At 37.8% G+C, this 25053-nt stretch carries 24 protein-coding genes; 9 read left to right on the top strand and 15 right to left on the bottom strand.

What is annotated here, in order from left to right; all coding sequences use genetic code 11:
- Window positions 1-33 precede the first annotated feature (33 nt).
- The 4 genes from IGJ52_RS01615 to IGJ52_RS01600 all read right to left on the bottom strand — a co-directional run bounded on the left by IGJ52_RS01615 (window position 34) and on the right by IGJ52_RS01600 (window position 4401).
- Window positions 34-1245 (bottom strand): amidohydrolase family protein, encoded by a 1212-nt coding sequence (locus IGJ52_RS01615; protein WP_002413500.1) that lies wholly within the window; start codon window positions 1243-1245, stop codon window positions 34-36.
- Window positions 1246-1296: 51 nt separating this feature from the next.
- Window positions 1297-2100, bottom strand: a complete 804-nt coding sequence (locus IGJ52_RS01610) for an ankyrin repeat domain-containing protein (protein WP_174094047.1) — start codon at window positions 2098-2100, stop codon at window positions 1297-1299.
- A 173-nt stretch (window positions 2101-2273) separates the two neighbouring features.
- The gene (locus IGJ52_RS01605) at window positions 2274-3239 is read right to left on the bottom strand and encodes a DUF4822 domain-containing protein (protein ID WP_033601262.1); all 966 of its coding nucleotides are present in this window, start codon (window positions 3237-3239) and stop codon (window positions 2274-2276) included.
- A gap of 184 nt (window positions 3240-3423) precedes the next feature.
- A complete protein-coding gene (locus IGJ52_RS01600) occupies window positions 3424-4401 on the bottom strand; it encodes a DUF4822 domain-containing protein (RefSeq protein WP_002375795.1) in 978 nt (325 codons plus the stop codon).
- Window positions 4402-4724: 323 nt separating this feature from the next.
- Between IGJ52_RS01600 and IGJ52_RS01595 the strand changes: the two genes are divergently transcribed.
- Together IGJ52_RS01595 and IGJ52_RS01590 are read left to right on the top strand one after the other, a co-directional pair.
- Window positions 4725-6068, top strand: coding sequence for a sensor histidine kinase (locus IGJ52_RS01595; RefSeq protein WP_438792174.1), 1344 nt, complete (start codon window positions 4725-4727; stop codon window positions 6066-6068).
- Window positions 6065-6757: a response regulator transcription factor gene (locus tag IGJ52_RS01590; protein ID WP_002355236.1), complete on the top strand. Its 693-nt coding sequence runs from the start codon at window positions 6065-6067 to the stop codon at window positions 6755-6757. The genes IGJ52_RS01595 and IGJ52_RS01590 overlap by 4 nt, the downstream gene beginning before the upstream one ends.
- 53 nt (window positions 6758-6810) lie before the next feature.
- Here the strand turns inward: IGJ52_RS01590 and IGJ52_RS01585 are convergent, their stop codons facing one another.
- From IGJ52_RS01585 to IGJ52_RS01575, 3 genes are all read right to left on the bottom strand, one after another.
- Window positions 6811-7956 carry a cysteine desulfurase family protein gene (locus IGJ52_RS01585; protein WP_002383651.1) on the bottom strand — a complete coding sequence of 382 codons (1146 nt, stop codon included), beginning with the start codon at window positions 7954-7956 and terminating at the stop codon, window positions 6811-6813.
- A 125-nt stretch (window positions 7957-8081) separates the two neighbouring features.
- On the bottom strand, window positions 8082-9818 hold the full coding sequence (gene ezrA / locus IGJ52_RS01580; protein ID WP_002375789.1) for a septation ring formation regulator EzrA: 1737 nt from the start codon (window positions 9816-9818) through the stop codon (window positions 8082-8084).
- 185 nt (window positions 9819-10003) lie between these two features.
- Entirely contained in the window at window positions 10004-10690 is a 687-nt protein-coding gene (locus IGJ52_RS01575) for an HAD family hydrolase (RefSeq protein ID WP_048942481.1), read from the bottom strand.
- A gap of 186 nt (window positions 10691-10876) precedes the next feature.
- On the opposite strand from IGJ52_RS01575, the gene IGJ52_RS01570 reads away from it, so the two are divergent.
- Window positions 10877-12229, top strand: a complete 1353-nt coding sequence (locus tag IGJ52_RS01570) for an aspartate kinase (RefSeq protein WP_002385384.1) — start codon at window positions 10877-10879, stop codon at window positions 12227-12229.
- Window positions 12230-12251: 22 nt separating this feature from the next.
- Here the strand turns inward: IGJ52_RS01570 and IGJ52_RS01565 are convergent, their stop codons facing one another.
- The 3 genes from IGJ52_RS01565 to IGJ52_RS01555 are packed head-to-tail and all read right to left on the bottom strand — an operon-like array spanning window position 12252 to window position 14423.
- Window positions 12252-12788, bottom strand: coding sequence for a haloacid dehalogenase (locus IGJ52_RS01565; RefSeq protein ID WP_002419236.1), 537 nt, complete (start codon window positions 12786-12788; stop codon window positions 12252-12254).
- A gap of 16 nt (window positions 12789-12804) precedes the next feature.
- Window positions 12805-13638 carry a DUF72 domain-containing protein gene (locus tag IGJ52_RS01560; protein ID WP_002358361.1) on the bottom strand — a complete coding sequence of 278 codons (834 nt, stop codon included), beginning with the start codon at window positions 13636-13638 and terminating at the stop codon, window positions 12805-12807.
- Between the two features lie 50 nt (window positions 13639-13688).
- Window positions 13689-14423, bottom strand: a complete 735-nt coding sequence (locus tag IGJ52_RS01555) for an acyl-ACP thioesterase domain-containing protein (protein ID WP_010715004.1) — start codon at window positions 14421-14423, stop codon at window positions 13689-13691.
- Window positions 14424-14697: 274 nt separating this feature from the next.
- Here IGJ52_RS01555 and IGJ52_RS01550 point away from each other — a divergent pair, with 274 nt between their 5' ends.
- Complete coding sequence (locus IGJ52_RS01550; RefSeq protein WP_002355225.1) at window positions 14698-15282, top strand: lytic polysaccharide monooxygenase; 585 nt, start codon at window positions 14698-14700, stop codon at window positions 15280-15282.
- Window positions 15283-15324: 42 nt separating this feature from the next.
- On the top strand, window positions 15325-16371 hold the full coding sequence (locus IGJ52_RS01545; protein WP_438791841.1) for a glycosyl hydrolase family 18 protein: 1047 nt from the start codon (window positions 15325-15327) through the stop codon (window positions 16369-16371).
- Window positions 16372-16466: 95 nt separating this feature from the next.
- Here IGJ52_RS01545 and IGJ52_RS01540 read toward each other — a convergent pair whose 3' ends face one another.
- On the bottom strand, window positions 16467-16778 hold the full coding sequence (locus tag IGJ52_RS01540) for a DMT family transporter (RefSeq protein ID WP_002355223.1): 312 nt from the start codon (window positions 16776-16778) through the stop codon (window positions 16467-16469).
- The gene (locus tag IGJ52_RS01535; protein WP_002386054.1) at window positions 16775-17131 is read right to left on the bottom strand and encodes a DMT family transporter; all 357 of its coding nucleotides are present in this window, start codon (window positions 17129-17131) and stop codon (window positions 16775-16777) included. The genes IGJ52_RS01540 and IGJ52_RS01535 overlap by 4 nt, the downstream gene beginning before the upstream one ends.
- 265 nt (window positions 17132-17396) lie before the next feature.
- Between IGJ52_RS01535 and IGJ52_RS01530 the strand changes: the two genes are divergently transcribed.
- Both IGJ52_RS01530 and IGJ52_RS01525 read left to right on the top strand, forming a co-directional pair.
- Window positions 17397-18371: a ring-cleaving dioxygenase gene (locus tag IGJ52_RS01530; protein WP_174094045.1), complete on the top strand. Its 975-nt coding sequence runs from the start codon at window positions 17397-17399 to the stop codon at window positions 18369-18371.
- 21 nt (window positions 18372-18392) lie between these two features.
- On the top strand, window positions 18393-19013 hold the full coding sequence (locus IGJ52_RS01525) for a flavin reductase family protein (protein WP_002383902.1): 621 nt from the start codon (window positions 18393-18395) through the stop codon (window positions 19011-19013).
- A 44-nt stretch (window positions 19014-19057) separates the two neighbouring features.
- Here IGJ52_RS01525 and IGJ52_RS01520 read toward each other — a convergent pair whose 3' ends face one another.
- Entirely contained in the window at window positions 19058-20386 is a 1329-nt protein-coding gene (locus tag IGJ52_RS01520) for an aminopeptidase C (protein WP_002358357.1), read from the bottom strand.
- A 149-nt stretch (window positions 20387-20535) separates the two neighbouring features.
- Between IGJ52_RS01520 and IGJ52_RS01515 the strand changes: the two genes are divergently transcribed.
- Both IGJ52_RS01515 and IGJ52_RS01510 read left to right on the top strand, forming a co-directional pair.
- A complete protein-coding gene (locus IGJ52_RS01515) occupies window positions 20536-20925 on the top strand; it encodes a GntR family transcriptional regulator (protein WP_002358356.1) in 390 nt (129 codons plus the stop codon).
- Complete coding sequence (locus tag IGJ52_RS01510) at window positions 20925-22295, top strand: PH domain-containing protein (RefSeq protein ID WP_010715002.1); 1371 nt, start codon at window positions 20925-20927, stop codon at window positions 22293-22295. The genes IGJ52_RS01515 and IGJ52_RS01510 overlap by 1 nt, the downstream gene beginning before the upstream one ends.
- 43 nt (window positions 22296-22338) lie before the next feature.
- Here the strand turns inward: IGJ52_RS01510 and IGJ52_RS01505 are convergent, their stop codons facing one another.
- Window positions 22339-22545 carry a heavy-metal-associated domain-containing protein gene (locus IGJ52_RS01505; protein ID WP_002355215.1) on the bottom strand — a complete coding sequence of 69 codons (207 nt, stop codon included), beginning with the start codon at window positions 22543-22545 and terminating at the stop codon, window positions 22339-22341.
- Window positions 22546-22566: 21 nt separating this feature from the next.
- Window positions 22567-25053: a heavy metal translocating P-type ATPase gene (locus IGJ52_RS01500; RefSeq protein ID WP_033601149.1), complete on the bottom strand. Its 2487-nt coding sequence runs from the start codon at window positions 25051-25053 to the stop codon at window positions 22567-22569.

Here is a 25053-nt window from a genome sequence, read left to right as displayed (position 1 = left end):
AAAAAAAGAAGCGAGAAATCTCGCTTCTTTTTGTTATTTTTGATAAAGTGTGGTTCCTTTTACCACACTGATTTCCACTGGTGTCTGACGAGCGACAAAAGCCGCCGCACATTCTGCTTCAGTGAGTAAGTAAGTTGCTTCAGCACCAACTTGCGGCCAATTTGCTTGCCCTTGTTCATCTAAAGTCGTGATACCATCTGTCACTAAGCCTAATAATTGTGTTAAAGCATCTTGATCTTTCACATTAAAAAGTTCACCTAAACGAGCCAATTTTTCTTGTAATGAGCCATCACCATAAGGAGACCAGCAATCGTAGATATTGTCACAACCAAGATGGACATTGACTCCATGACGTAACAATTCCATAATTGGCGGAATCGTGTTAGGTGTGATTGGCACGCTGGAATTAATATGAATTTTTTCTGCTGCTAAAGCGTCATAAACTTCGTCACGTTCTTCACCAATGAAATCATTTAACCCGAAGGCATGGCTGATAAATACTTTGTCTTGTAGGCCATATTCTTTCGTTAAACGGATAATTTCTTTAATCGTTGTTGTCCCAGCTTCGTGACGGTCATGTAAATGAATATCCACACCGACACCATGTTTATCTGCTAAGCGGAATGTTTCAGCCAATGATTTTTTGTAATCACCATCTAGTGAATAAGGATCCACGCCACCAATAAAATCGGCACCTTTTGCCAATGCTTGATCAACTAATTCAACGGAATCTGAACGTAGTAAGCCGTGCTGTGGAAAGACGACAATTTCTACAGCAAATGGTTTCGTTTGGGCCAATGCTTGGACTTCATCAAAATAACGTAAGTCTGTCATCGGTTCCACGTCGACATGTGTTCTGAAGGCTGTCGCGCCATGTGGTAATTCTAAGTCAATTAAATGATTTGCGCGTTCTGTTAAAGAAAGTTCTAAACTATCTAAATAAGGGATTTCTGCTTCGACACGTTCCACAATTGACTTCGCTGGCGTCACCGGATACCACGGAACACCTAGTTTACTTTTATCAAAGTGACAATGTTTTTCAATCAAACCTGGTAAAATCAATTGATGGTGACCATCAATAATTGTCAACCCAGGTTCTTCTACCAATTCTTCATTGGGGATGATTTTTGTAAATACTCCATCTGTTACTTCAATTGCCACTTCTTTGGTTACTGTCCCAGATAACCAGTCACCTTCTTTTTGATACCCTGTTTCAATTCGAACATTTTTTAACCAATAATTCATGCTTTCCTTCACTCCTACCTGTATTTATTCCTTCCCGAAAGGACACAATACTTAGTTGTACTGTGCTAAAATTTTACTAATTTCCGTATAACCTTTTTGATTGGCATAGTCCATTGCTGTTCGACCAGAATTGTCTTTAATGGATTGATCCGCACCATTTTCCATTAACAATTTTACAATATCTTGGTAAAGTTGGTTCCCTTCACGTAACCCCACTGCCTCAATCAATGCTGTATAGCCAAAGTCATTTTGGAAATCTATGTCTTCTCGTCCATCTTCTAACAAGAGCTTCACATTGTCAATATGTCCTTTTTCAGCTGCTGGAATTAACGCATTGCCACCGTAACGGTTATGCTTAGTTAAATCTGGTGTCGCATTTTTTAACATATACGCTAAAATCTCCGTACGTCCTTGCGCTCCCGCATAAAGATAGGGACTATCACTAATGCTATTTTGCAGATTAATATCGGCATCCCGATCAATCAACGCTTTTGCAATCTCAATGTCATTATTGTGCACAGCAATATTGAGCGGTGTATTGCCTTCTGTGTCGACTTCATCCACTTGATAAGTAGTATCTTGTAAAATTTCCTTGACCTTCTTCGTATCTCGTTGATTGGCTGCTTCTAAAAGCGCACCCACTTCATAGGTCTTCATCGGTTCTTTCACTTCCTCTTTTGATGTTGTTTGAGCCACCGAACGGGTTGTACTGGTGCTTTCAGTTTTTGCACTACTTTGAGTAGTCACCGTTTGACTATTTTTTGACGCTTCGGAGGGTGTTTCTCCTCCTTGACACGCAGCAAGTAATGGAATGGTCACGACACTTAATAGCCCCATTAAAATTTTTTTGTTCATTGTGCTCAACTTCCTTTCCTCGAGAGAAATATGAGATTTTTCTCCAGTGGTTCTAATCTAACGAATCTTTTTTTATTTGTCGATTAAAACGCTTTCTCTGTTTTTCTATTTTAAAAAGAGAGAAACCAAAAGCAGGAAGTCCTGCTTTTGGTTCCTATTCTCATGTCTAGTTTTTAAAAGGTAAATGTTGGATTAAAAGTTCCTTGGTAAGGTTCATGTTCCACGAACACTTGAATATCATTACCAGCGTTATCTTTACCCATTCGAGTATACGTAAATCGATCATTGTTTAGTTCCGTTAATTCTAGCGCCGCACCGTAACGATTCGTACCAATAGATACATGGGCCCGAATCTTGTTATTGTCCACCACTTGGAAATACCCAAAGTCGCCGCGGGTTTCACCCGTTTGTAAATTGAAAAATTCATATTTACTTGTGTTTGGATCAAATTTCGCTAAACTAATGAAATTTTGATTGGCCGCTGTCACATCATTCCCATTTTTATCTACGACTTTTGTGCCATTCCACAAGGTTGTTCCTAAAATTTTATCCCCTGATTTATTTGTCACAATTTTGCCAGTTTGATTGGTTAATGCTTCACGTCCATTTGTAAAAGCTAATTTTTTCCCATGATAAGGGATGTGTTCCACGTAAACTTCAACATCATTCCCCAGTTTATCTTTTCCTAAACGTTTGTAAGTAAATTTATCTTTACTCACTTCGGTTAAATCCACTACGGCTTGATAATTTTGTGTCCGCGAAATTAAAATTCGTTTTGTGCCATCACCTGTCACAAAAAATGTTCCTTCGTCACCACGGGTTTCCCCAGTATTTTTGTCGAAAAACTCGTAAAAACCGGTTTCACCATCATATTTTGCTAACCCAATAAAATTAGCATTTTCTGCCGTTAAATCATTACCTGCAGCATCATAAACTCGGGTTCCTTGCCAGTCCGTACCAGATAAAATCTTAGTCGCCTTGTCGCCTTTTGTTTGGCCATTGTTTTGATGTTTACCTAAATTTGCTGTAGCACTGTTTGGATTGGCTGCATGATCTGCAAATGCTGGACTTGCATAACCTGCTATCAGTAACGTACTTAATGTTACTAAAGTAATCGAACTTAATACTTTCTTTTTCATAAAGCATCGCTCCTTTTCTTTGATAAACCTATCTTAACAAACGATTCTAAACTACCACTGTCAGAAAAATGAACAATTTATAAACGATTAAAAACAACTATAAACTATTTTTTTGTTAAAAATAAAGTGGTCAAAAGAATCCTTTACTTTCTTTTGGCCACTTCATCTACTCGTAATTGACTAATTAGAACGTGAAGTCTGGCGTAAAGTCGCCTTCATACGGTTCATGTTCCACAAAAACTTTAATTTCTTTGCCGTTATTGTCTTTACCCATTCGTGTATACGTAAAACGTTTATCATTTAATTCTGTTAATTCTAATGCAGCTCCATATTTATTGTCACCAATTGAAACATGGGCACGGATTTTGTTATTATCAATTACTTGGAAGTAACCAAAATCTCCACGAGTTTTACCCGTTTCTAAATCAAAGAATTCATATTTACTTGTTTTATTATCAAATTTTGCTAAACTAATAAACATTTTATTTGCTTCAGTAACATCGTTACCGTCTTCATCTAAAACTTTCGTGCCATTCCATAATGTGGCCCCTAAAATGTCATCGCCAGGTTCATTGGTAACAATCTTGCCAGTTTCTGTTTCTAAATCTTTACGACCGTTCGTAAAAGTTAACTTTTTGTCAGAATAAGGGACATGTTCTACAAAGACTTCTACATCTTTCCCATCTTTATCTTTCCCCATTCGCTTATAGGTAAATTTATCTTTCGTCACTTCCGTTAAATCAACCACTGCTTGATAGTTTTGTGTATCCGAAATTAAGATACGCTTTTCGCCATCGTCTGTCACGAAGAATGTGCCTTCATCGCCACGGGTTTCACCTGTTTCTTTGTCGAAAAATTCATAAAAACCTGTTTCACCATCATATTTTGCTAAACCAATAAAATTAGCATTTTCTGCTGTTAAATCATTATTGTTTTTGTCGTAAACTTTTGTGCCTTGCCAATCAGTACTGGATAAAATTTCTGTTAATTCTTGTCCTTTTGATTGCTCTTTAGCTGCTTCTGCTGAACTAGAGACTGCAGTGCTTGAGCTAGCTGCACTTGATTTATCTGTTGCAGAGTTGGCTCCGCCAGCACAGCCTGCAATCAACAACGTACTAAAGGTTAATAAGGTAAGCGCACTAAAAACTTTTTTCTTTTTCATGGTTGGTAATCCCCTTTTTCTTTTTGATATATCTAGAATAGCAAAGCCTTATAAACTCCTACTTGCCGAAAAATGAACAAATTATAAACAAATGAAAAAAAGTTAATAACAATACTAGCTTTTTTTTGTTCACTTGTAATACACTATAATTAAGAAATAGATTAAAACCACTAGGAGGGACGCTTTTGACCATTAAACGCCGCTTTTTTATTTCTTATATTAGTGCCATCATTATTACTTTAGCCTCTGTTTTAGCTGTTTTATCCTTAGCTTCTTACATCACATTAGGAACTGTCCCCAGTTTGCCCCAAGCTTACCGAATGATGAATAAGCAACGACCATTGACCGCTAACGAAGAAGAAAGTTATTTATCCTTAGATCAATTGTTAAAAAAGTCACCGAAATTACTAGATACGCCTTTAAGTAAAGAATTAAAGGAAACGATTCAAACAATTGAGGAAAAAGGATTAAGTGTGATTATTCGAAAGAATGCACGGTTTCCTTATTATTCGGATAATTTAGTAGAAAAATCTTTGTCTGTACATATTCCAAACTACGAAATGAATAATATTATGCCAACTGGCACACTGGATAATGCAGGGCGTCTATATCATTATGTCAAATCCGATTTTCATTATTTAGATGGTTCTAACGGGAGCTTTATTGTCTTGAAACGCGAAAGCAGCCTTTTTGAATTCTTCACACGCTGGATTATCTGGATGATTTTGTTAATTGTCCTTGTAGCAATTGCGGCAGCTTGGCTCATTAATAAGCGCTTAACCAAAACCACTATCGAGCCATTAGAAGCATTAGAAAAAGCGACTAAAACATTGGGTAAGGAGGCCCAAAAAGAAAATCCATTTACACCAACTAACCACCAAACCGTCTCAACGGAAGTCAAACAGCTTCAACTTAGTTTTGAACAAATGTGGCAAGATTTAGAAGAAGCCAATGCGGAACGCGAAAAATATGAAGATAATCGGAAAGAATTAATTGCCAATATTTCTCATGACTTAAAAACACCAATTACTTCTATCATTGGTTACGTTGAAGGCTTGATGGATGGTGTTGCCAATACCGAAGAAAAAAAACAGCGCTATTTAACGGTCATTCATGAAAAAAGTTTAGGCCTCAATGATTTAATTGAAGAATTATTTTTGTATTCTAAATTAGACCTAGACCGTGCTGTCTTTACAATGGAAAAGACCAATTTCACTCGTTTTATTGCACATATTCTTGAAGAATACCGTTTGGAACAAGAACTCGTGATCACTTCTGTCCTTCCCGCCGAAGCTTTATATGTTCAAATGGATCCAACGCAGATGAATCGCGTAATTACCAATCTAATTCAAAATAGTATTAAATTTGCGGATCCCACTAAAGAACAACTAGCCTTTACGATTTCTTTAGCGCATAATCAAACAGACTTAATTTTAACCATTACAGATAATGGTATTGGTATCGATGAAAAAGAATTACCTTATTTATTCGAACGCTTCTATCGTGTGGACAAATCTCGAACCCCAACGGTCAAAGGAAGCGGCTTGGGGTTAAGTATTGTCAAACAAATTATTGACTATCATCAGGGAACAATCACTGTCACAAGTAAAAAAGGAGACGGCACCAACGTGATAATTACGCTGCCGTTGTTGGAGGATGAAAAATGAAACCACATGTATTAATTATTGAAGATGATCCAAGTATTGCTGATTTGCAAAAAGATTATTTAGAAATTAACGATATGACTGTCACAATCGAACATGATGGAAAAAAAGGATTGGAAGCAGCTTTAAATGAGCCCTTTGATTTAATTATTTTAGATGTGATGCTGCCAACTATGGATGGTTTTGAAATCTGTCGTGCAATTCGGAAAAAAAAGCAAACGCCGATCATGATTGTTTCGGCTAAAAAAGAAGATATTGATAAAATTCGTGGTCTTGGCTTAGGTGCGGATGATTATATAATTAAACCGTTTAGTCCCAATGAATTGGTCGCTCGAGCAAAAGCCCATATGAACCGCTATCAATTGTTAAGCAAGGCAGAGCAACCGCCACAATTACTAAAAATCAATGAAATCGCTGTCGACACTGCCGCCCACAAAGTGTTTGTTTTAGAAAATGAAGTTATTTTTACAAGCAAAGAATACAAATTGTTGGTTTTCTTGATGGAACATCCTAACCGTGTGTGGAATAAAGAAGAACTTTTTGAAAGTGTCTGGGGGTTTGATGCCTTAGATACTGAGGTTTCGACTGTCGTTGTTCACATTAAACGGATTCGGGAAAAATTAAAAAAAGCCAATCTTTCTGACTCTCCAATTGAAACACTCTGGGGAAGTGGCTACCGCTTCAATCGATAAAGAGAACAAAAAATAAGTCGGAACCTATTTCTAGGCTCCGACTTATTTTTTTATTAATTTACACGAGAAAATTTTTGATAAAGTTGGTTGAAAACAATCATAAATTGTTCAATTTCTGCCATTGTATTGCTTTCATCTAAACTAATGCGCACAGCGGAAGTCGCTAATTCCCCTGGCACATGCATGGCATACAAGGTGCTGCTAGCCATTTTTTTCCGGCTAGAACAAGCACTCGTAGTCGAAATATAAATCTGTTTTTCTTCCAATGCATGGACCAGCACTTCGCCACGAATCCCTTTCAAAGCAAAACATAAAATGTGTGGCGCAAAATGTTCATTATCTTGTGAAAAAACAGTTACATTTTGAAATTCTTCTAGCGCCTTTAATAAATAACTCCGTAATGTCGCCACATGTTGCGGCCGTTGTTGTTCGTTCTCTAAATGCAAACGTAACGCTTTGGCCATTGCCACAATTGCTGGTACGTTTTCTGTCCCACTGCGTTGGTTGTTTTCTTGCCCGCCTCCTGTTAAAAGCGGCGCTAAACGTTTTCCTTGTTTCCAATACATAAAACCAATGCCTCGTGGTCCATGAAATTTATGTGCAGAAAACGTTGCAAAATCCACCCGATCCGTTAACCACTCTGAGTAATTAACTTTCCCAATTGCTTGAACCGCGTCTACATGAAAATGAATTTTAGGAAACTCCACTAAAACCTCGCTAATTTCTTTAATTGGTTGAATCGTTCCCACTTCATTGTTGACTGCCATAACAGAAACCAAAATCGTTTCTTTTCTAATTAATTTCTGTAGTTCCTCGACTTTTACACGACCTTCTTTATCCACTGGCGCATAAGAAAGTTCAAAACCTAGTTCGACTAATTGTTCCGCTGTTTCTGTAACTGCTGGATGTTCCACTGCAGAAATAATAATATGATTACCAAATTCTCGTTTTTCGATTGCCGTTCCTTTTAAAACCCAATTATCGCCTTCAGTTCCGCCACTTGTAAAATAGATTTCATTTGCTGAAACATTGATTAGCTCCGCAATCTGCTTCCGTGCTTGTTGTAAGAGCCGATTCGCTTGGTTGCCTAAGTCATGCAGACTAGACGGATTGCCAATAATCCGCTGACTGGTTTTTACATATGTATCTAAAGCCTGGGGGTAAATCGGTGTAGTTGCACTATTATCAAAATAAATCATTTGTCACCCTTCTTTTTTAAAATTCTTTCCCATTATATACTTTCTAAAGTATCACTTCAAGTCACCCCCACGCCATAAAAACAGAGGCTTGTCTGTTGACAAACCTCTGTTTAGTGATTGTTTAATTAAATTGCTGTTAGATTAGGGTTATTGATATTTTTAAAATAAAAATCTTCGATTCGTTTGAACGCCCCTGGCTCAACAGCTTCCAATGCTGTTCCAATTTCATCTAATGCATCTTGATAACGGAATTCTGTCGAGAATAAATACATGCTTTTATCTAAAGCCGTTCGGATGTTCTCGTGAGTATGACGATAGCGGTTTGCATATTGCATCATTTGTTCTGTCAGAGCTGCTGCATTGACTAAATCTTTTGTTTTCTTATCTAATAACTCTAAATCATCTTCGCATAAGTCACACAAACGATTGATTTCATCCATGTTAATGCGCATTTTATTTAAGGCTCGGCTTAAATCTTCAATTCGATCCGTTGCCACATAGAAAAATTCTAAGTAATCAGCAGACAAACCTGGTAATCGTTGCTTTTCAACATACCGTTTGATACTCCGTAAACGGAATTCGTATTCGTCGACTTTTTCTTGGGCGACTTTTTCGCCTTTTCTTAGTTCTTTCAATGAAGCATCAATTTCTAATTGTTGATTTTCAATATCATCTAAAATCTTATAGCATTCTTTATAGAACGCTTGAATTTCAGAGTAAGGAACGGTATGTTCTTTCATTCGAGGTTCCAAGTCTTTTTGACGGCGAATAATTTCTTCAATTTCCGTTTGGAAACCACGACTACGTCCTAGCTCGTTGTTATTTAAGGTGTAGCTTTGTGATACATGGTCCAATTCAATCATTAATTGACGGTTATTTTTTAAGGAATGAGAAATATAATCGTCAATAATTTTTTGATTGGTCACGACATATTTCTTCGCTTCAATCTCACGTTCCATCACTTCATATAATGCATCAATCGCCGTTGCTGTGTCGCGATTTGCGACCTCTACTGCGGCAATCTCTGTTTTCTCTAAATCAGCCATTGAATTCTCGACACGTTTTTTCGCATGTTGAATTTCTTCAGCAAAGTTTTGTTCAGGGAACACGTAATCGTCAGCTAATAATTGGTTGTAGCCTTCTTCGATTTCTTTTAATTGATCTGGGAAAGTTTCATTTAATTCTTCATACATTGGTGGAATCCGTTTCATTAAGTCTTCCAATTCATACGTATGACGTTCCGCATCTTCTAGGACTTCTCGAGCCTCGATTGGGTCCCCCGATGTATTTAGTGTGACAAATTGTGTGAATTCAATTTCGACGTTTCTTAATTGTTTTTGTATTTCGGAGTATGCTGGACCAAAGCTAGCTTTATCATCTTTTAGTGATTTACTTAATTCTTCATAGACATCCAAAGCTTTTTGAACTTCTAATGAATTGCGCTCTTCACTTTCACGTAATTCTTTCAAGCCATTACGAATGACTTCCACTTCGGCTTCCATTTCGGTCATCGTTTCATTCGCTTCCACGACTGCTTTCTTCGCTTTCATGAAACGGAAAATTTCATTTTGATTTTCGACTTCATAAATTTGACTCTCTAGTTCGGCGAAAGAACGCGTTGATAGTTCTACCCAACGTTGATTCCATTCACGGAAACTATTTTGACTCTGTCCAACTAGATGCATTTTTTTAATGTCATCGATTTCTTCAAAGACTGGCAAGTCAAACAGGGCTTCTTTACGAACTTCTAATTCATCTAATTGTTCTTGATTTTTTTTGCGCATAAAATAACCAATTAAGTATAGCACCGCAGCAATAATAACGATTACTAGTACTAAAATGATAATCCAATTATTCTTCATTTTGGCTCCTCCGATAATTTTTCTATAATAAAAGAAAGGTTGTTTGTTCTCTTCACACGGTTATCTATTGTTCCTGACCCTTGAAAAAGGGCATTCTTGCAGAAATACCTATAGAAAATTATAGCACAAACTGTATATTCATTCACTAGTTATAACAAATTTTTTTAAGAAAACCCGCGATCTTCTTACGAAGGGGTTGATTTACTGCTTTCATCTATCCGATTTTCACTAATTTTTTTACAAATATCACTTAGTTGTGTTAAGAAGGCATCCGCTTGACTTTGATCCATCCCAAAGTGTTCATCACGCATAGCCCAAACTTCTAGCCCAGCTTCTTTGGCAGAAGCAATGCCTTTTTCTGAATCTTCAATGGCTATACATTCCTGTGGCGCAACAGCTAATTCTTGTAACGTGTGCAGATAAATATCCGGCGCCGGTTTACTTTCTTCGAAATCTTCCCCACTCACGACCGCATCAAAATAACTACTTAATTGCCCCACTGTCAAAACCTCTTCAATTGCGTCTTTTGTGGAAGAAGAAGCTAATCCGATTTTATAGCCTTGTCTTTTTAAAAATTGTAAAACACGTTTCGCATTTTCATCAAGCACAGCTAAATAATCTATCGGATGCGCTTTTTTATAGGCTATGTATTGTTCATTTAAAAAAGCAATATCTAGCTCTCTTTTGTTGACTTGTTCAATCTTTTGCCATAATGAACGCATATCCGCGCCGACTAATTCCGGCAAGGTTAGGCCCTCAATGGTCAAATCAAATTCCGCTAAAAATGCTTTACGTCGCTCATAATAATAAGCTTCGCTATCTACTAGGACACCGTCCATATCAAAAATAATGGCAGTTTTGGATTCTGTCATACTATTTAACTCCTTCGTTACGACTCATATCTTTACAGTTTAACAAAATTTTAAGAAAAAATGAAGAACAAATATTTTCATGATTTCCTAACTTTCTGAAAATAAGTGGTTGCTTTTCTAAATGTTTTTCGGTATCCTTTTACTAATCTACAAATGAGAAAATAATTAAAAACAGGAGTGATAAACGTGAACGTAGTTAAATTCGGCGGTAGCTCGCTAGCATCAGCACCACAGTTACAGAAAGTCTTACAAATCGTCAAGGAAGAGCCGCGCCGAACGTTTGTCGTTGTATCCGCTCCTGGAAAGCGAACCCCGCAAGATATTAAAGTGACTGATTTATTGATTCAATACTATCAGCGCTACTTAAATAATGAGGAAATTGAATCGACAATCTCTGCCATCATTCGTCGTTATGAAGATCTTTTTGATGAATTACACTTGGATAAAGCAGTTTTAGCTGATATTGCTATTTCGATTCGCCAATTAGCCACTTTACCAAAAGAAAACAATGCTTTTTTATTTGACTATTTTTTAGCTAGCGGCGAGGACAATAATGCAAAAGTTGTTGCCAGTTTTTTCAATCAGAATGGCTTAGATGCTCGCTACATTAGTCCAAAAGAATTAGGTCTCCTAGTGACACCTGAGCCAGGCAATGCCCGCATTTTACCAAAAGCTTTAGAGAAAATTAGTGCCTATCGTGAGACTCAACAAATCTTGGTTATTCCAGGTTTCTTTGGTTATACAGAAGCCGGCGAAATTTGTACTTTTTCTCGTGGCGGTTCCGATATCACAGGGTCCATTGTTGCCGCAGGTGTTCAAGCAGATTTGTATGAAAACTTTACCGATGTGGACGGAATTTATGTCGCCCATCCTGGAATTATTGAACAGCCTCAAACGATTCAAGAATTGACCTACAGAGAAATGCGGGAGTTAGCTTATGCAGGATTTGCCGTCCTCCACGACGAAGCTTTAATGCCTGCCTATCGCGCAAATATTCCAGTCGTTATCAAAAATACTAACAACCCACATCATCCTGGCACCCTAATTACCACTTCTCGCAAAGTGAAGCATGCCCCTGTTGTAGGAATTGCTAGTGATCAAGGGTTCGCAAGTATTTACATTAGTAAGTATTTAATGAATAGAGAGTTAGGTTTTGGGCGACGGCTTTTAGAAGTACTAGAAAAATTAGCCTTAAGCTATGAGCATATGCCCTCAGGAATTGATGACATCACAATTGTTTTAAGAGAAGACCAGTTAACAACTGAAATTGAAAATAGACTGATGGCCCAACTCCAAGAAGTTTTAGCGCCTGATGAGTTACGCATCACGCATCACCTTTCCATGATTATGATTGTCGGGGAAGGCATGCGCCAACGAATTGGGGTTACTGCTGAAAGTACAATGGCGTTAGCCAAAGAAAAAATCAACTTAGAAATGATTAACCAAGGATCTTCGGAAGTAAGTATTATGTTTGGTATCAAAAAAGAACAAGAAGAAAAAGCCATCAAAGCCTTATATCGGACGTTCTTCCATGATTAATGAAAAAGACGAATGAGAAAACTCATTCGTCTTTTTCATTGGTCTCAGTAATTTTCAATTGGCGTTGAATTTCCGCTTTAATTTTAGCTTCTGGCGCAAAATCTTGTTCCCAATTTTCAGGTTTTAATACTTTATTTGTTTCCGGATCATAATGTGGCTGTCCATCTGGAAATAATTTTCCCATATTGGCTTGATGAACGATTTCAATAATTTTTGTTGGATTGACGCCCATTAAGCAAAACGAACCATAAGTAAAATACAATAAATCGACTAGTGCATCCACTTCCTCCACTAAAGGGTCAGATACTGGTTTGCCTTTCGCCAAGACTTTCTGCTCTGCTTTATCGACAGATTTTTTTAATCCATTGACCAATTGTTGAAAAAGCACCTGGTCATTATTAGCAGCACTATATAAAAATTCTACAAGTTCTTCAACTTTAAACTCTGCTCGCCGACTGGCTAGCGCTGGCGAAAAAGCAGTTGGTTGCTCTGGTTGTTGTGGATTAAAAACCTCGTGGAAGGCACAAGCCATTTCATAAGGGGATTGCTTTTCAGACATTCAGCTACCTTCTTTCTCAAAATAAATCTAATTGTTTTGGATTCAAATCATCGTAACTCAAATTCAAGACTTTTTGCATCTGTAGAGCGTTTTCTGCGGCATCGCCGCCAGAATTATTATTAAAAATTACGCCCACTTCTTTAGCTTCTTGCGACATTTTTAAAACAGCTTCGCTTAAATCAGCGATTTCCTGCGTATTATAATGATAGAGGGTTCTTTTTTTACGCCACTCTGCATCATTGGCTAACCAGCCAGCCGCATTACGTCCGTGAAACCGGAAGAGCACGAGATTAGGATTCGTTACATAAGGATAAAAAGGCACTGGATTTGTAGGAATCTGCGGTTCATCTACAATCACAAGTGAAAATTGATTTTCTTTCATAAATTGCAACATTTGTTTTACAAAGTTTGGTTGATACCATGAATTATTTCGTAATTCAATGGCGATGGGTAGGTCTTTAAACCAGTGACGAATTTTTTGCAAGTAAGCGACATTTTCTTTCGTACAACCAAATGTTCCTGAAAATTGTACCAGAAAGGCGAATAATTTTTTACTTTCAATTAATGGGGCCATACTTTCTAAAAAGGCGGTGATCATTTCTTCTTCACTTGCATAATAGGTCTGCCACTCACCTTGACAACTGATTCCACTATAAACTTTCATGACAAAGCGAAAGTTTTCGGGAACTGCTTTGACCCATTCAGCTACTCGTTCTTTGGGAGGAATCCCGTAATACGCCGTGTCCATTTCAACTAGCGGTAAATGACTGGCATATTCATAAAGCGTGGCCCGTTTTTTTCCAGTTAAATAGTCGTGTTCACTAAAAGATGTTAATCCTAAGCGAATCATGTCCTTCCTCCTCTGCGTAACTTTTTATTTTTCTAAACCGTCATCTCAACTTAGTTGGTCCAATCGATATTCGCTTCACAATAGGTTTGACCATCAATCCGAATCTCATGGCGCGTTTTCAAGTGATTTTCTTGTTCGACAATTTCGTAATGACTTTCGACTTCTTGCCCATATTCTACTTCTTTGTCAAATTTCACAAGAATTTTTTTCGGTTGATGCGTTGTTAAAAAGTCATACCCTAACACATCCAATAACCAATTAAAATAAATCGCATTATTAACATGTTGATTGCCATCAATATCAAAAAAACGCACACGATAAGGTAAAAAGTTCCCCTCTGTGACCTTTTCAATTTTTTCATGGCGATAAATTTTAGTGATTTTTTCAGAATCAAAAGGTGCAATAATTTCTGGTAGCACACTACTGATTTTCCGATTTTTTTGATCCATTAAGACAAAGGTTGATTTCACAAAGACACATTCATTGCCTTCTTCATCATGAACCCAAAAGTTACGATAACAAAAATATTTGTTATAACTCATAGCTTGCGTTGTAATTGCTACTTTTTCACCAACTTTTGGTAAGCGGTGAATCTCTATTTCATAGTTGGTGATGACCCATCCTAGGCCAAATTGGGCGACATAAGCTGCATTTCTTCCTAGTAATTCTGTTTGTTCTTCTGATACTTTAATGACAACCGCTAACAAAGCCGGTATTTTCATTGCACCAGTAAAATCGCCGTCATAGTAGGCAACTTCATAAGAGGATGTATGTTTTTTTCCCACGAAATAATCTCCTTTTTCCAATGGCTACTTTCGTGTCATTGTTTCTTCTTAAAAGTATACCACGTGATTTCTTCAATTGCGATTCCGAATGAAAAATTAACAAAACTTTGAAAAACACTATTATTTATATTATTTAAAAACATTCTTAATATTACTTAAAAAATATTGTTTTATTTTTAAAAATAACATTTCTTATTATTTGTATCCGAAAGATTATTATGTTATATTCCTATCTGTAAGCGCATACAAAATAATTTTTTAGGAGGTTTTTTTCGTGAAAAAGAGTTTATTAACAATCGTCCTGGCTTTTAGTTTTGTTTTAGGTGGCGCTGCATTGGCCCCTACTGTTTCGGAGGCTCATGGTTACGTAGCAAGTCCTGGAAGTCGTGCTTTCTTTGGTAGTTCTGCTGGTGGTAACTTAAATACAAATGTTGGTCGTGCACAATGGGAACCTCAAAGTATCGAAGCGCCCAAAAATACGTTTATTACTGGTAAATTAGCCAGTGCAGGTGTCTCAGGTTTTGAACCTTTGGATGAACAAACAGCTACTCGTTGGCACAAAACAAACATTACCACAGGTCCCCTTGACATCACTTGGAACTTAACTGCCCAACATAGAACTGCTTCTTGGGATTACTATATTACTAAAAATGGCTGGAATCCCAATCAACCATTAGACATTAAAAACTTCGACAAAATTGCTTCAATTGACGGCAAACAAGAAGTTCCTAATAAAGTTGTTAAACAAACAATTAATATTCCGACAGACCGCAAAGGTTATCATGTCATTTACGCTGTTTGGGGCATTGGTGATACGGTGAACGCCTTTTACCAAGCGATTGATGTGAACATTCAGTAAAAACACTCACATCTTAAACTAAATTAAAGGAGTTCTCAAAAAATGAAGTTAAAAAAAATAATTCCTGCTTTTCTCCTTCTTTCAACCGTAGCAGTTGGCTTGTGGTTAACGCCTACTCAAGCTTCTGCAGATGCTGCGGATACGATGGTAGATATCTCTGGCAAAAAAGTGTTGGTTGGATATTGGCATAACTGGGCCTCAAAAGGACGCGATGGTTACAAACAAGGAACATCAGCATCACTGAACCTTTCAGAAGTAAATCAAGCCTACAATGTCGTACCGGTTTCCTTCATGAAAAGCGATGGTCTGACACGGATTCCTACGTTCAAGCCTTATAACCAAACGGACACTGCCTTCCGACAAGAAGTCGCACAATTAAATAGTCAAGGTCGCGCAGTTTTATTGGCACTTGGTGGAGCAGATGCACATATTCAATTAGTCAAAGGCGATGAACAAGCCTTTGCGAATGAAATCATTCGTCAAGTGGAAACATACGGCTTTGATGGTTTAGACATCGATTTAGAGCAATTGGCGATTACTGCTGGCGACAACCAAACCGTTATCCCTGCTGCGTTGAAAATAGTCAAAGACCATTATCGAGCACAAGGAAAAAATTTCATCATTACGATGGCGCCAGAATTCCCTTATTTAAAACCTGGTGCCGCTTATGAAACATACATTACTTCCCTAAATGGTTATTATGATTACATTGCCCCACAATTATATAACCAAGGCGGCGACGGTGTCTGGGTTGATGAAATTATGACTTGGGTTGCTCAAAGCAACGATGCTCTAAAATACGAGTTCCTCTATTATATGTCTGATTCATTAATCCATGGCACACGCGGCTATCTACAGATACCAAACGATAAATTAGTCCTTGGTTTACCAGCAAATCGGGATGCTGCTGGTAGTGGCTATGTTGTTGAGGCTACCCCTATAGCCAAAACTTTTGATCAGTTAGCAAAAGACGGTAATCCTATCCGTGGCTTAATGACTTGGTCTGCAAATTGGGACGTTGGTCAAGATGTCAACGGCAAGTCCTACAACAATGAATTTGCGACACGTTATAGTAACCTCGTAAAATAAAAGCTATTTTGAGACAGAACACCGCATTTGGTTCTGTCTCTTTTTAAATTTTACTCACCTGTCTTTCAATAATCCAAACAATGTTCTCTCGCTTTCTAACCAATTAATTTTAAACCAATCACAGAAACAATGATTAAAAAAATAAAAAATATCCGGCGTAGGTCTTTTGATTCACCTAAGAGCATTCCTAAAATAGCGCCTCCTGCTGTACCAATTCCTGTCCAAACTGCATAAGAAACGCCCATCGGTAATTGTCTCATCCCTAAATATAAGAATAAGAAACTACCACTAAACGCTAGAATTAAAATTAACAATGAACGTAAGTCTTTTTTTGTTGTAAATAATTTAATTGAACCTACACCAAAGATTTCAAAACAGCCTGCAATAACTAAGTATAACCAACTCATCTTGTTTCCTCCTCTTTATTTCCAGTTACCATTTTTAAGCCAATTACACCTATTAATAACAGCAACAGAAAAAGAACTTTTCCTATGCCCAATGGTGTGTGGAATAAAAAATGATCTGTTACAATAGTTCCAGCACTACCTAAGCCGACAAATACAGCATAGGCTGTGCCGACTGGCAATTCCTCTCCTGCTTTAATCAGCGCATAGAAACTGATAAAGATTGCGATTACTGTCCCTAAAATCTCCCACCATGTTGTACTATGCTTCATGCCAATGACCCAAATCACTTCACAAAAAGCGCCAAAAATAACTTTTAACCAAGCTTTACTCATCTTGTTTTCCTTCCCTTCCAAACAAAAAAAGTGCCAACAAACAGTTCAGCTATGGCCTAAGAACTGTTCATTAACACTTTAGTCGCAAGCATCCGGCGATGTTTACGAAAGTTTATGTATTAAAATATCTCAGGTTATTATATTCTTATTTTTTAAAAAAATCAACTAAAAAATAATAGTTCGAATTCGAGACATTTCTTTTGCATTTTTAGAACTAATCATTTAAACTTACTTTTAGTAAGTTAGTTAATTAAAAAATTATTTTTCTTTTAGGAGGATTTTTATTATGAATACACAAATTTTAGGTTTACACCACGTCACTGCCATGACTTCAAGTGCTGAAAAAATTTATCACTTTTTCACCGATATTTTAGGTCTACGTTTAATTAAGAAGACTGTCAACCAAGACGATATTGAAACATATCATTTATTTTTTGCTGATGATGCCGGCTCTCCCGGAACAGACATGACTTTCTTTGACTTCCCAGGCTTACCTAAAGGAACCAAAGGAACGAATACAATTTCTCGTACTTCCTTCCGTGTAAAAGATGATGCTGCTTTGGATTACTGGGTATCACGCTTTAATGAATATGCAATTGATCATGGAGAAATTCAAGAACGTTTTGGCAAAAAGTATTTAGAATTTGAAGATTTTGACAATCAACGTTACCAACTTATTTCTGATGAAAAGAACCAAGGTGTTGCAGCCGGCACGCCTTGGAAAAAATCTAACGTCCCTAGCGAACACGCTTTAATCGGCTTAGGTCCAGCCTTTGTAACTGTCGAAAATTACGAACATCTGCAACTAGTTTTAACTGAAGTTTTAGGGTTCAAATTGATTGATGCTGAAGGTAGTTTCCATTTATTTGAAGTTGGCGAAGGTGGGAATGGTGCCAGCATTATCGTAGAGCATCGAAAAGATTTGCCAGCGGCCCAAGAAGGCTACGGCAATGTCCATCACTTAGCCTTGCGCGTTGCCGATGAGGAAGCACTACGTTTCTGGATTGAAAAAATTAATCGTTTGGAATTTCCTAATTCTGGCTTTGTGGAACGTTTTTACTTTAAATCTGAATATTTCTTGGCAGCAACACATGTTTTATTTGAACTGGCAACCGATGGTCCTGGTTTTTTAGAGGATGAAACCTATGAACACGCTGGTGAAAAATTATCATTACCGCCATTTTTAGAACCAAAACGGGCAGGGATTGAAGAATTTGTGCGTCCTTTCGATACTTCAGATGCGAATGTTCAAAGAAATTAGTATTTTTTCTAGGAGGTTCCTATGATTCATTACAATAGTAACGAGTTATCTGCAAAAACAGCGTATAAATTTTTATCAGGAAGTATTATTCCTCGGCCAATCGCTTGGGTTACAACACAAGATACAGCTACAGGTGTCGTCAACGCTGCTCCCTTTAGTTTCTTTAATGCGGCGGCAGCTGAAATTCCTTTAGCAACGTTGTCCATTTTACGACCAGACAAAGAGCCTAAAGATACGGCACGAAACATCTTGGCTACTAAAGAACTTGTCATCCATTTCGTTAACGAAGACGTTCTTACTCAAATGAATCAGACTTCGGCGTCTTTAGCAGCAGAGATCAGTGAAATTGACACATTCGGTATTGAAACCATTGCCAGCCAGACTGTTACTGTTCCAGCAATCAAAGCCGCGCCGATTCGGATGGAAGCTCGCTTACATCAATATGTACCTATTGCTAACCATGAAGGTCAAATTATTACGGATTTATTCATTGTAGAAATTACCGATTTCTATTTTGATTCAGCCGTTTTCGATGAAGAACATCAGTACATTTTACCTGAAAAACTCCAACCGATTGCTCGTTTAGCAGGCAATGATTATACAACATTGGGCGAAATCCGTGAAGTTCGCCGCCCAACGTAAAAAGAAGGCCCCCGCCATGACGGCGGGGGCCTTCTTTTTCTGTTTTATGCTAATGCTCCCATTGGATCCCAAGGTGCCAAAACAGTTGGCGCTTGTTCCCAAGCTTTTTTCTGTTCGTCAGTTAATAAATCTTTGTGCACAACGATTTGATAAGTGTATTCGTCCATCCACGCATCGCTCATGACGAAGAAGCCATTTTCACCGACTTTTTCGCCCCAGCTATTTTCCACTTTCCATTTTGTTGTTTGACCATCAACGATATCAACACCTGTTAAAACCATGGCGTGTGTCATTAAGCTTTCACCAAAGTCTAAACGTTCTGCTTTAGTCATCGTAAAATCAATATCAAAAAGATCGTTCATATCGTAAACATCTAATGCCATAATTCCTGTGTCACGTGTTGAAGATTGTCCGACATCACAACCAAACCAAACAGATTCGCCTTGTTCCAATTGTGCAGCAGCTAATTTTTTGAAAGCAGCCATTTCTACATTTAAATATTTAACTTCTTTGCCGCCGACAACATTCCCTAACATTTCAACAGTGTATGTTTTGTTGAAGGGTTTATCTTCTGTAGGAGCATTAATAATACTTACATAATCATGTAAATTAACGCCAACGTATTTTTCAAAGAATGTTTGCGGTGTTAGATTTTGATCCAAATGATAATTTTTTTCTTCGTCACGGTATTCAAAATCAAAGGTTTCTGGCGGCGTTCCTAAAGAGATTGCTAAGAAATTATAAATTTCTTGTAACATTGCTTCTTTGTTTTTTTGGACTTCTTCAGCAGAAGCGCCTTTTTCAATTAAACTGCGTAAAATTGTTGCATCTTTGCGTAATTTTTTATTTAAATAGTTGTTTAAATCACGTGAATTGGAACTGTTGCTGCTTTCAGGCATTGCCGTTTTAGGCACTACGCCATATTTATCAAAAATTGAAACGATCATATCCCATTGCCCACCATCTTGTTGTGGTGTAGCTAATAAAAAGGCCACTTTACGACTAGTCAACGGTTGATCGGCTGTTGCAATAATATTTTCATAGAAATAATTTGATTTTTCATATTTATCCCAGAAAAATGTATAGTTTTGTGATAATTCAAAATCTTTTAATTGAAACGCATTTAACATTCTATGTCTAAATGTATTTAATGCCGCAAACATCCAGCAGCGACCGCTTTGTTTTTGATTGGCCACTTTTCCAGTAGCTAAGTCGACTGAAAAGACGGGTACGTTATTCACGGCTCCTTGTACAGATTCACCTGAAGCGCTGATACCATTTTTTACTACACTACGTTGTAAGGCATTTTGTTTATTATTGTTCAAGAAATCTTGATGGAATTTCTCTGTTAATTTTGGTTCAATTGCTGTCATATTTTCATCGTCCTTTCATTTTACGTTCTTCTTCATTATATGCTTCTCTTTAAGTAGAAACAACCATTTACTCTAAATTCCTTGCTTTTCAACTCTTTTTGTATTAGTATATATAATACAGATATCACAAATAAGACAGGAGTGATTCGATGCTTTTAGAAATAGATGAACAAAGCGAACAGCCCATCTATCAGCAACTCATTGATCAAATCATTGTAGGCATTGCCAAAGGTGAACTGGTTCCCAATGAAAGTTTGCCTTCTATCCGACAATTGGCGGACGAAATCGGGGTCAATATGATGACTGTTTCAAAAGCTTATAATAAGTTAAAGCAATCAGGTTATATTGTGACTGACCGTCGTAACGGCACCAAAATTGCCGCAAAGTTACCTGCTACCGCTGTTTGGCAACAGCAATTGCATGAGCGTTTAGAACTTCTGTTGGCTGAAAGTTTTTTACATCAGCAATCCGAAGCAGAAATCCAAGCACTTATTCAGAAAATTTATCAAAATTTTGATTCGAAAGGGCGTGCATTATAATGGCGGTATTCTTTTATTTCATCCTAGTTTCTGTCGCTTTTTTTATGGCATTTACTATGGGGATTTATGCAAATCCTCACAAAAATATTATTTTGGAAAATACTTTACCAGAAGATAAACTACAAGATCCCAGCGTTCAAGCAATCCGAAAACGTTATAAAAAACGCTTGGTTCAACTAGCAGCTGTTTTTAGTGTTCTTAGTTTACCTTTGTTATTTATTCCTTATGATTCGATTTTATTGTTCCTTTTTCTGTTACTTTTATTTAGTTTTATTGGCAGTGGCTACTATCTGCAAATTGTTTATATTCGCAAAATGGCCGCTTTAAAAATGCAAAACGGCTGGTTGTTGCCTAAACGTCCTCTCTTAATCGATACGCAATTAGTTTTAAATAAAAACCAGAAACTTATTTCATTTTGGTGGTTTTTACCTGCGATTATTCTTACTTTTGCTGGGGGCTTTTATTCCTTGCAAACGGCGATTGGTTCCTGGATTCTTTTCTTAATTACTGTTTTGATGTTAAGTTTGTTCATTGGCGGCTATTATTTTATTGCGCGCTTACCTGTCAAACCGCTAACTAGCGACTCAAAAATTAATCAGCAAATCAATGATTTATTTCGGCATCATTGGTCTGTTTTAATGGTTTTATCAGCCTTAGTTTTTGCACCGCTAACCATTTTACCAACTTTCACAATTGTCATTGATTATACGGTTGCGATGGCCCTTACTTTTTGTTATTTTATTCTTTTGTTTGTTTATGTAGGCTTTCTCTTCTACTACCTATTTTCAATGCGCAAAAAACAAGATCAATTCGTTTTACAGGCTGGCGATTATCGCTATGGGGATGATGATCAATATTGGCGGTATGGGATTTATATCAATCCAAAGGACCCCAAAATCATGGTTCCTGATCGCATTGGTATGAATTTATCTATTAACCTAGGACGGCCTGCTGGGAAAATTATTCTAGCCGCTACTGGTATTTTAACGATTGCAGTGCTGTTCTTTGCCACAGTACCAATGTTTATAAATGATTTTTCTAGTCATGCCTTTCAAGCAACTATTGAAAAGAAACAAATTGAGTTATCTGCCCCATTAGCAAAAACAAGGTCAATTCCTTTTAACCAAATCACTGCTGTTTCTTTGATTGATGACTTACCTCAAGAACGCATCCGCACAATGGGTGCTGCGACAGATAGTTACTTAACAGGAGAATTTAAAGTCGCTGGAAAACCTGCTTATTTACTAATTTATACAAAAAGTCATCCGATTCTGAAAATAGAAACGCGGGAGAAAGTTTATTATTATACTGCGCGTGATGGTCAAGAAACGACTAAGATTTATCAGGAAATCAAAGCAAAACTTCCATAACAAAAAAACAGGGCCTACTCATGATGGTAGGCCCTGTTTTTTGTTATTCGCTGACAACCTTGAATTTTGTATCTGCCAACGTGGTATTCAGTTCATCCTGGCTTACTTCACGATCTGCTGTCACAACGGCTGTTTGATCTGCCAAGTGAACCGCAACATTCGTTACGCCGTCAATTCCACTAAATTTTTCAGTGACCGCTTGAACACAGCCATCACATTTCATCCCATCAATTTTTACTGTTTTTTCCATTTCACTTCATCCTTTTCAATTTTATTTTTGACTTCCACTAGTTTTTTTCACCGTCGAAGGTTTAAATCCTTTTAAGCGTAAGGCGTTTAGTAAGACAGAGACTGAACTAAAACTCATAGCTGCTGCTGCAATCATCGGACTTAACAAAGGTCCACCAAATAAGTGTAACACACCCATAGCCACTGGAATACCTAATGTATTATAGGCAAATGCCCAGAAAAGATTTTCTTTGATGTTTTTGATGGTCGCTTTACTTAATTCAACTGCTGTAGGCACATCCATTAAATCACTACGCATTAGCACAATATCGGCCGATTCCATTGCAACATCTGTGCCTGAACCAATAGCAATCCCCACATCTGCTTGGGCAAGTGCTGGTGCATCATTAATCCCGTCACCCACCATCGCAACTTTTTTGCCTTCTGCTTGTAGTTTTTTCACTTCTAACGCTTTATCTTCTGGTAAAACTTCACTTAAGACACGATCGATACCTACTTGTTTCGCAATCGCCTCTGCAGTACGCTTGTTGTCTCCCGTAATCATCACGGCTTCGATCCCCATTTTATGCAAACGTGCAATGGCTGTTTGACTGCTATCCTTCACAGTATCTGCTACCGCAATGATACCCGCAAACGAACCATCTTTTGCCACAAACATTGGGGTTTTCCCTTCTTCTGCCAAACGATCCGCTTGTTGAACAAACGTTGATAGCTCAATGCCTTCTTCTTTCATTAATTTTATATTGCCCAAAAGTAGGACTCGTTCGTTGATTGTCACACGGATGCCATGACCTGGAATCGCTGAAAAATCGCTTCCTTCTGCTAATGGCAATTGACGTTCTTTAGCCGCTCCCACAATTGCTTCACCTAGAGGATGTTCTGATCCTTGTTCTGCAGAAGCTGCTAATGTTAGTAACTCAGCTTCTGAAAGTGCTGAATCAGCAACTAAAATATCCGTAACCACCGGTTTGCCTTCTGTAATAGTTCCTGTTTTATCAAACACGATTGTTTGAATTTTGTGAGTGGTTTCTAAAGCATCCCCACTTTTAATTAAAACGCCATTTTCAGCGCCCTTACCTGTCCCCACCATAATCGCAGTCGGCGTTGCCAAGCCGAGCGCACAAGGACACGCAATCACTAACACAGAAATGGTAATTGTCAAAGCGAAAATCCATGACTCTTGTCCTAAAAAGAACCAAGCCAAGCCAGAAAGAACAGCCAAACCAATAACGATTGGGACAAAAACACCCGAAATTTTATCAGCTAATTGTGCAATCGGTGCTTTTGAGCCTTGCGCATCTTCCACTAATTGAATGATTTGGGCAAGGGCCGTCTCTTTTCCCACTTTTGTTGCCTTGAATTGAAAGCTGCCATTTTTATTGATGCTAGCACCAATTACTGCATCACCGACTTTCTTTTCAACAGGCAAACTTTCGCCCGTTAACATGGCTTCATCCACAGAACTACTGCCTGAAACAATCACTCCATCAACAGGGATTTTATCTCCTGGGCGAACAATCACAATGTCATCCAACTGAACAGCATCAACTGGCACTTCAATTTCTGCGCCATCACGTAAAATATGGGCAGTTTTCGGTGCTAAACCCATTAATTTTTTTATCGCATCTGAGGTTTTCCCTTTTGAAACAGCTTCGAAATATTTTCCTAATGTAATTAAAGTTAAAATAACACCCGCTGATTCATAATAAAGAGCCATTGTAAAACTTGTGTCTCCTAAGAATATCATGACTGTGCCATATAAACTATACACAAAAGCAGCACTGGTTCCTAAAGCTACCAAAGAAAACATATTTGGATGCCCTTTAAATAACGCTTTAAAACCAACTGTGAAAAATTCTCTGCCGACATATAGGACGGGTAACGTCAAAATCAATTGAACCATTGCAAAGGTCGTCGCATGTGTCATTGGATTCAACAAATCCGGCAATGGTAAGCCTACCATGTGTCCCATCGCAATATAAAGAAGTGGCACTGTAAACACCGCTGAGATCCAAAAACGTTGCCACATCTCAGCAATATGTTTTTGTTTCTTTTCACGATCTTGGTCCGCTGTTGCACCTGCAGCGACTTCTTCTGTCGCCTGATAACCTGCATCCGTAACTGCTTTGATAATTTCAGCACTCGTTACTTGATGGTCGTCATAACTAACCACCAGTTTTTCCGTGGCTAAATTAACAATCGCTTGTTGAACACCAGATAATTGGTTCACAGCTTTTTCAATCGTTTGGGCACAGGAAGCACAACTCATTCCTTCAATCGCAAACGTTCGTTGCTGGGCTGGGCTAATCGCCTTGTAGCCAGCATCTGACACAGCTTCCTTAATTTCTTCTTCTGTGACTTCCGTCTGATCATACGTGACACTTAATTTTTCCGTAGCTAAATTGACACTTGCCTTTGCCATCCCAGGTAACTTCGCCGTAGCCTTTTCAATCGTTTGGGCACAGGAAGCACAGCTCATCCCTTCAATATCAAACGTTTTACTTTCCAT

Origin of the sequence: Enterococcus sp. DIV1758 (genome assembly GCF_051711985.1) — a bacterium.
Lineage (GTDB): Bacteria > Bacillota > Bacilli > Lactobacillales > Enterococcaceae > Enterococcus > Enterococcus faecalis.
This window is presented reverse-complemented; position numbering and strand designations above follow the sequence as displayed.

What these genes read in the sequence shown, in the direction of transcription:
- IGJ52_RS01615 (WP_002413500.1), bottom strand. Translation starts at nt 1,245, where the DNA reads ATGAATTATTGGTTAAAAAATGTTCGAATTGAAACAGGGTATCAAAAA.
- IGJ52_RS01610 (WP_174094047.1), bottom strand. Translation starts at nt 2,100, where the DNA reads ATGAACAAAAAAATTTTAATGGGGCTATTAAGTGTCGTGACCATTCCA.
- IGJ52_RS01605 (WP_033601262.1), bottom strand. Translation starts at nt 3,239, where the DNA reads ATGAAAAAGAAAGTATTAAGTTCGATTACTTTAGTAACATTAAGTACG.
- IGJ52_RS01600 (WP_002375795.1), bottom strand. Translation starts at nt 4,401, where the DNA reads ATGAAAAAGAAAAAAGTTTTTAGTGCGCTTACCTTATTAACCTTTAGT.
- IGJ52_RS01595 (WP_438792174.1), top strand. Translation starts at nt 4,725, where the DNA reads ATGAATAAGCAACGACCATTGACCGCTAACGAAGAAGAAAGTTATTTA.
- IGJ52_RS01590 (WP_002355236.1), top strand. Translation starts at nt 6,065, where the DNA reads ATGAAACCACATGTATTAATTATTGAAGATGATCCAAGTATTGCTGAT.
- IGJ52_RS01585 (WP_002383651.1), bottom strand. Translation starts at nt 7,956, where the DNA reads ATGATTTATTTTGATAATAGTGCAACTACACCGATTTACCCCCAGGCT.
- ezrA (WP_002375789.1), bottom strand. Translation starts at nt 9,818, where the DNA reads ATGAAGAATAATTGGATTATCATTTTAGTACTAGTAATCGTTATTATT.
- IGJ52_RS01575 (WP_048942481.1), bottom strand. Translation starts at nt 10,690, where the DNA reads ATGACAGAATCCAAAACTGCCATTATTTTTGATATGGACGGTGTCCTA.
- IGJ52_RS01565 (WP_002419236.1), bottom strand. Translation starts at nt 12,788, where the DNA reads ATGTCTGAAAAGCAATCCCCTTATGAAATGGCTTGTGCCTTCCACGAG.
- IGJ52_RS01560 (WP_002358361.1), bottom strand. Translation starts at nt 13,638, where the DNA reads ATGATTCGCTTAGGATTAACATCTTTTAGTGAACACGACTATTTAACT.
- IGJ52_RS01545 (WP_438791841.1), top strand. Translation starts at nt 15,325, where the DNA reads ATGAAGTTAAAAAAAATAATTCCTGCTTTTCTCCTTCTTTCAACCGTA.
- IGJ52_RS01540 (WP_002355223.1), bottom strand. Translation starts at nt 16,778, where the DNA reads ATGAGTTGGTTATACTTAGTTATTGCAGGCTGTTTTGAAATCTTTGGT.
- IGJ52_RS01530 (WP_174094045.1), top strand. Translation starts at nt 17,397, where the DNA reads ATGAATACACAAATTTTAGGTTTACACCACGTCACTGCCATGACTTCA.
- IGJ52_RS01525 (WP_002383902.1), top strand. Translation starts at nt 18,393, where the DNA reads ATGATTCATTACAATAGTAACGAGTTATCTGCAAAAACAGCGTATAAA.
- IGJ52_RS01520 (WP_002358357.1), bottom strand. Translation starts at nt 20,386, where the DNA reads ATGACAGCAATTGAACCAAAATTAACAGAGAAATTCCATCAAGATTTC.
- IGJ52_RS01515 (WP_002358356.1), top strand. Translation starts at nt 20,536, where the DNA reads ATGCTTTTAGAAATAGATGAACAAAGCGAACAGCCCATCTATCAGCAA.
- IGJ52_RS01510 (WP_010715002.1), top strand. Translation starts at nt 20,925, where the DNA reads ATGGCGGTATTCTTTTATTTCATCCTAGTTTCTGTCGCTTTTTTTATG.
- IGJ52_RS01505 (WP_002355215.1), bottom strand. Translation starts at nt 22,545, where the DNA reads ATGGAAAAAACAGTAAAAATTGATGGGATGAAATGTGATGGCTGTGTT.
- IGJ52_RS01500 (WP_033601149.1), bottom strand. Translation starts at nt 25,053, where the DNA reads ATGGAAAGTAAAACGTTTGATATTGAAGGGATGAGCTGTGCTTCCTGT.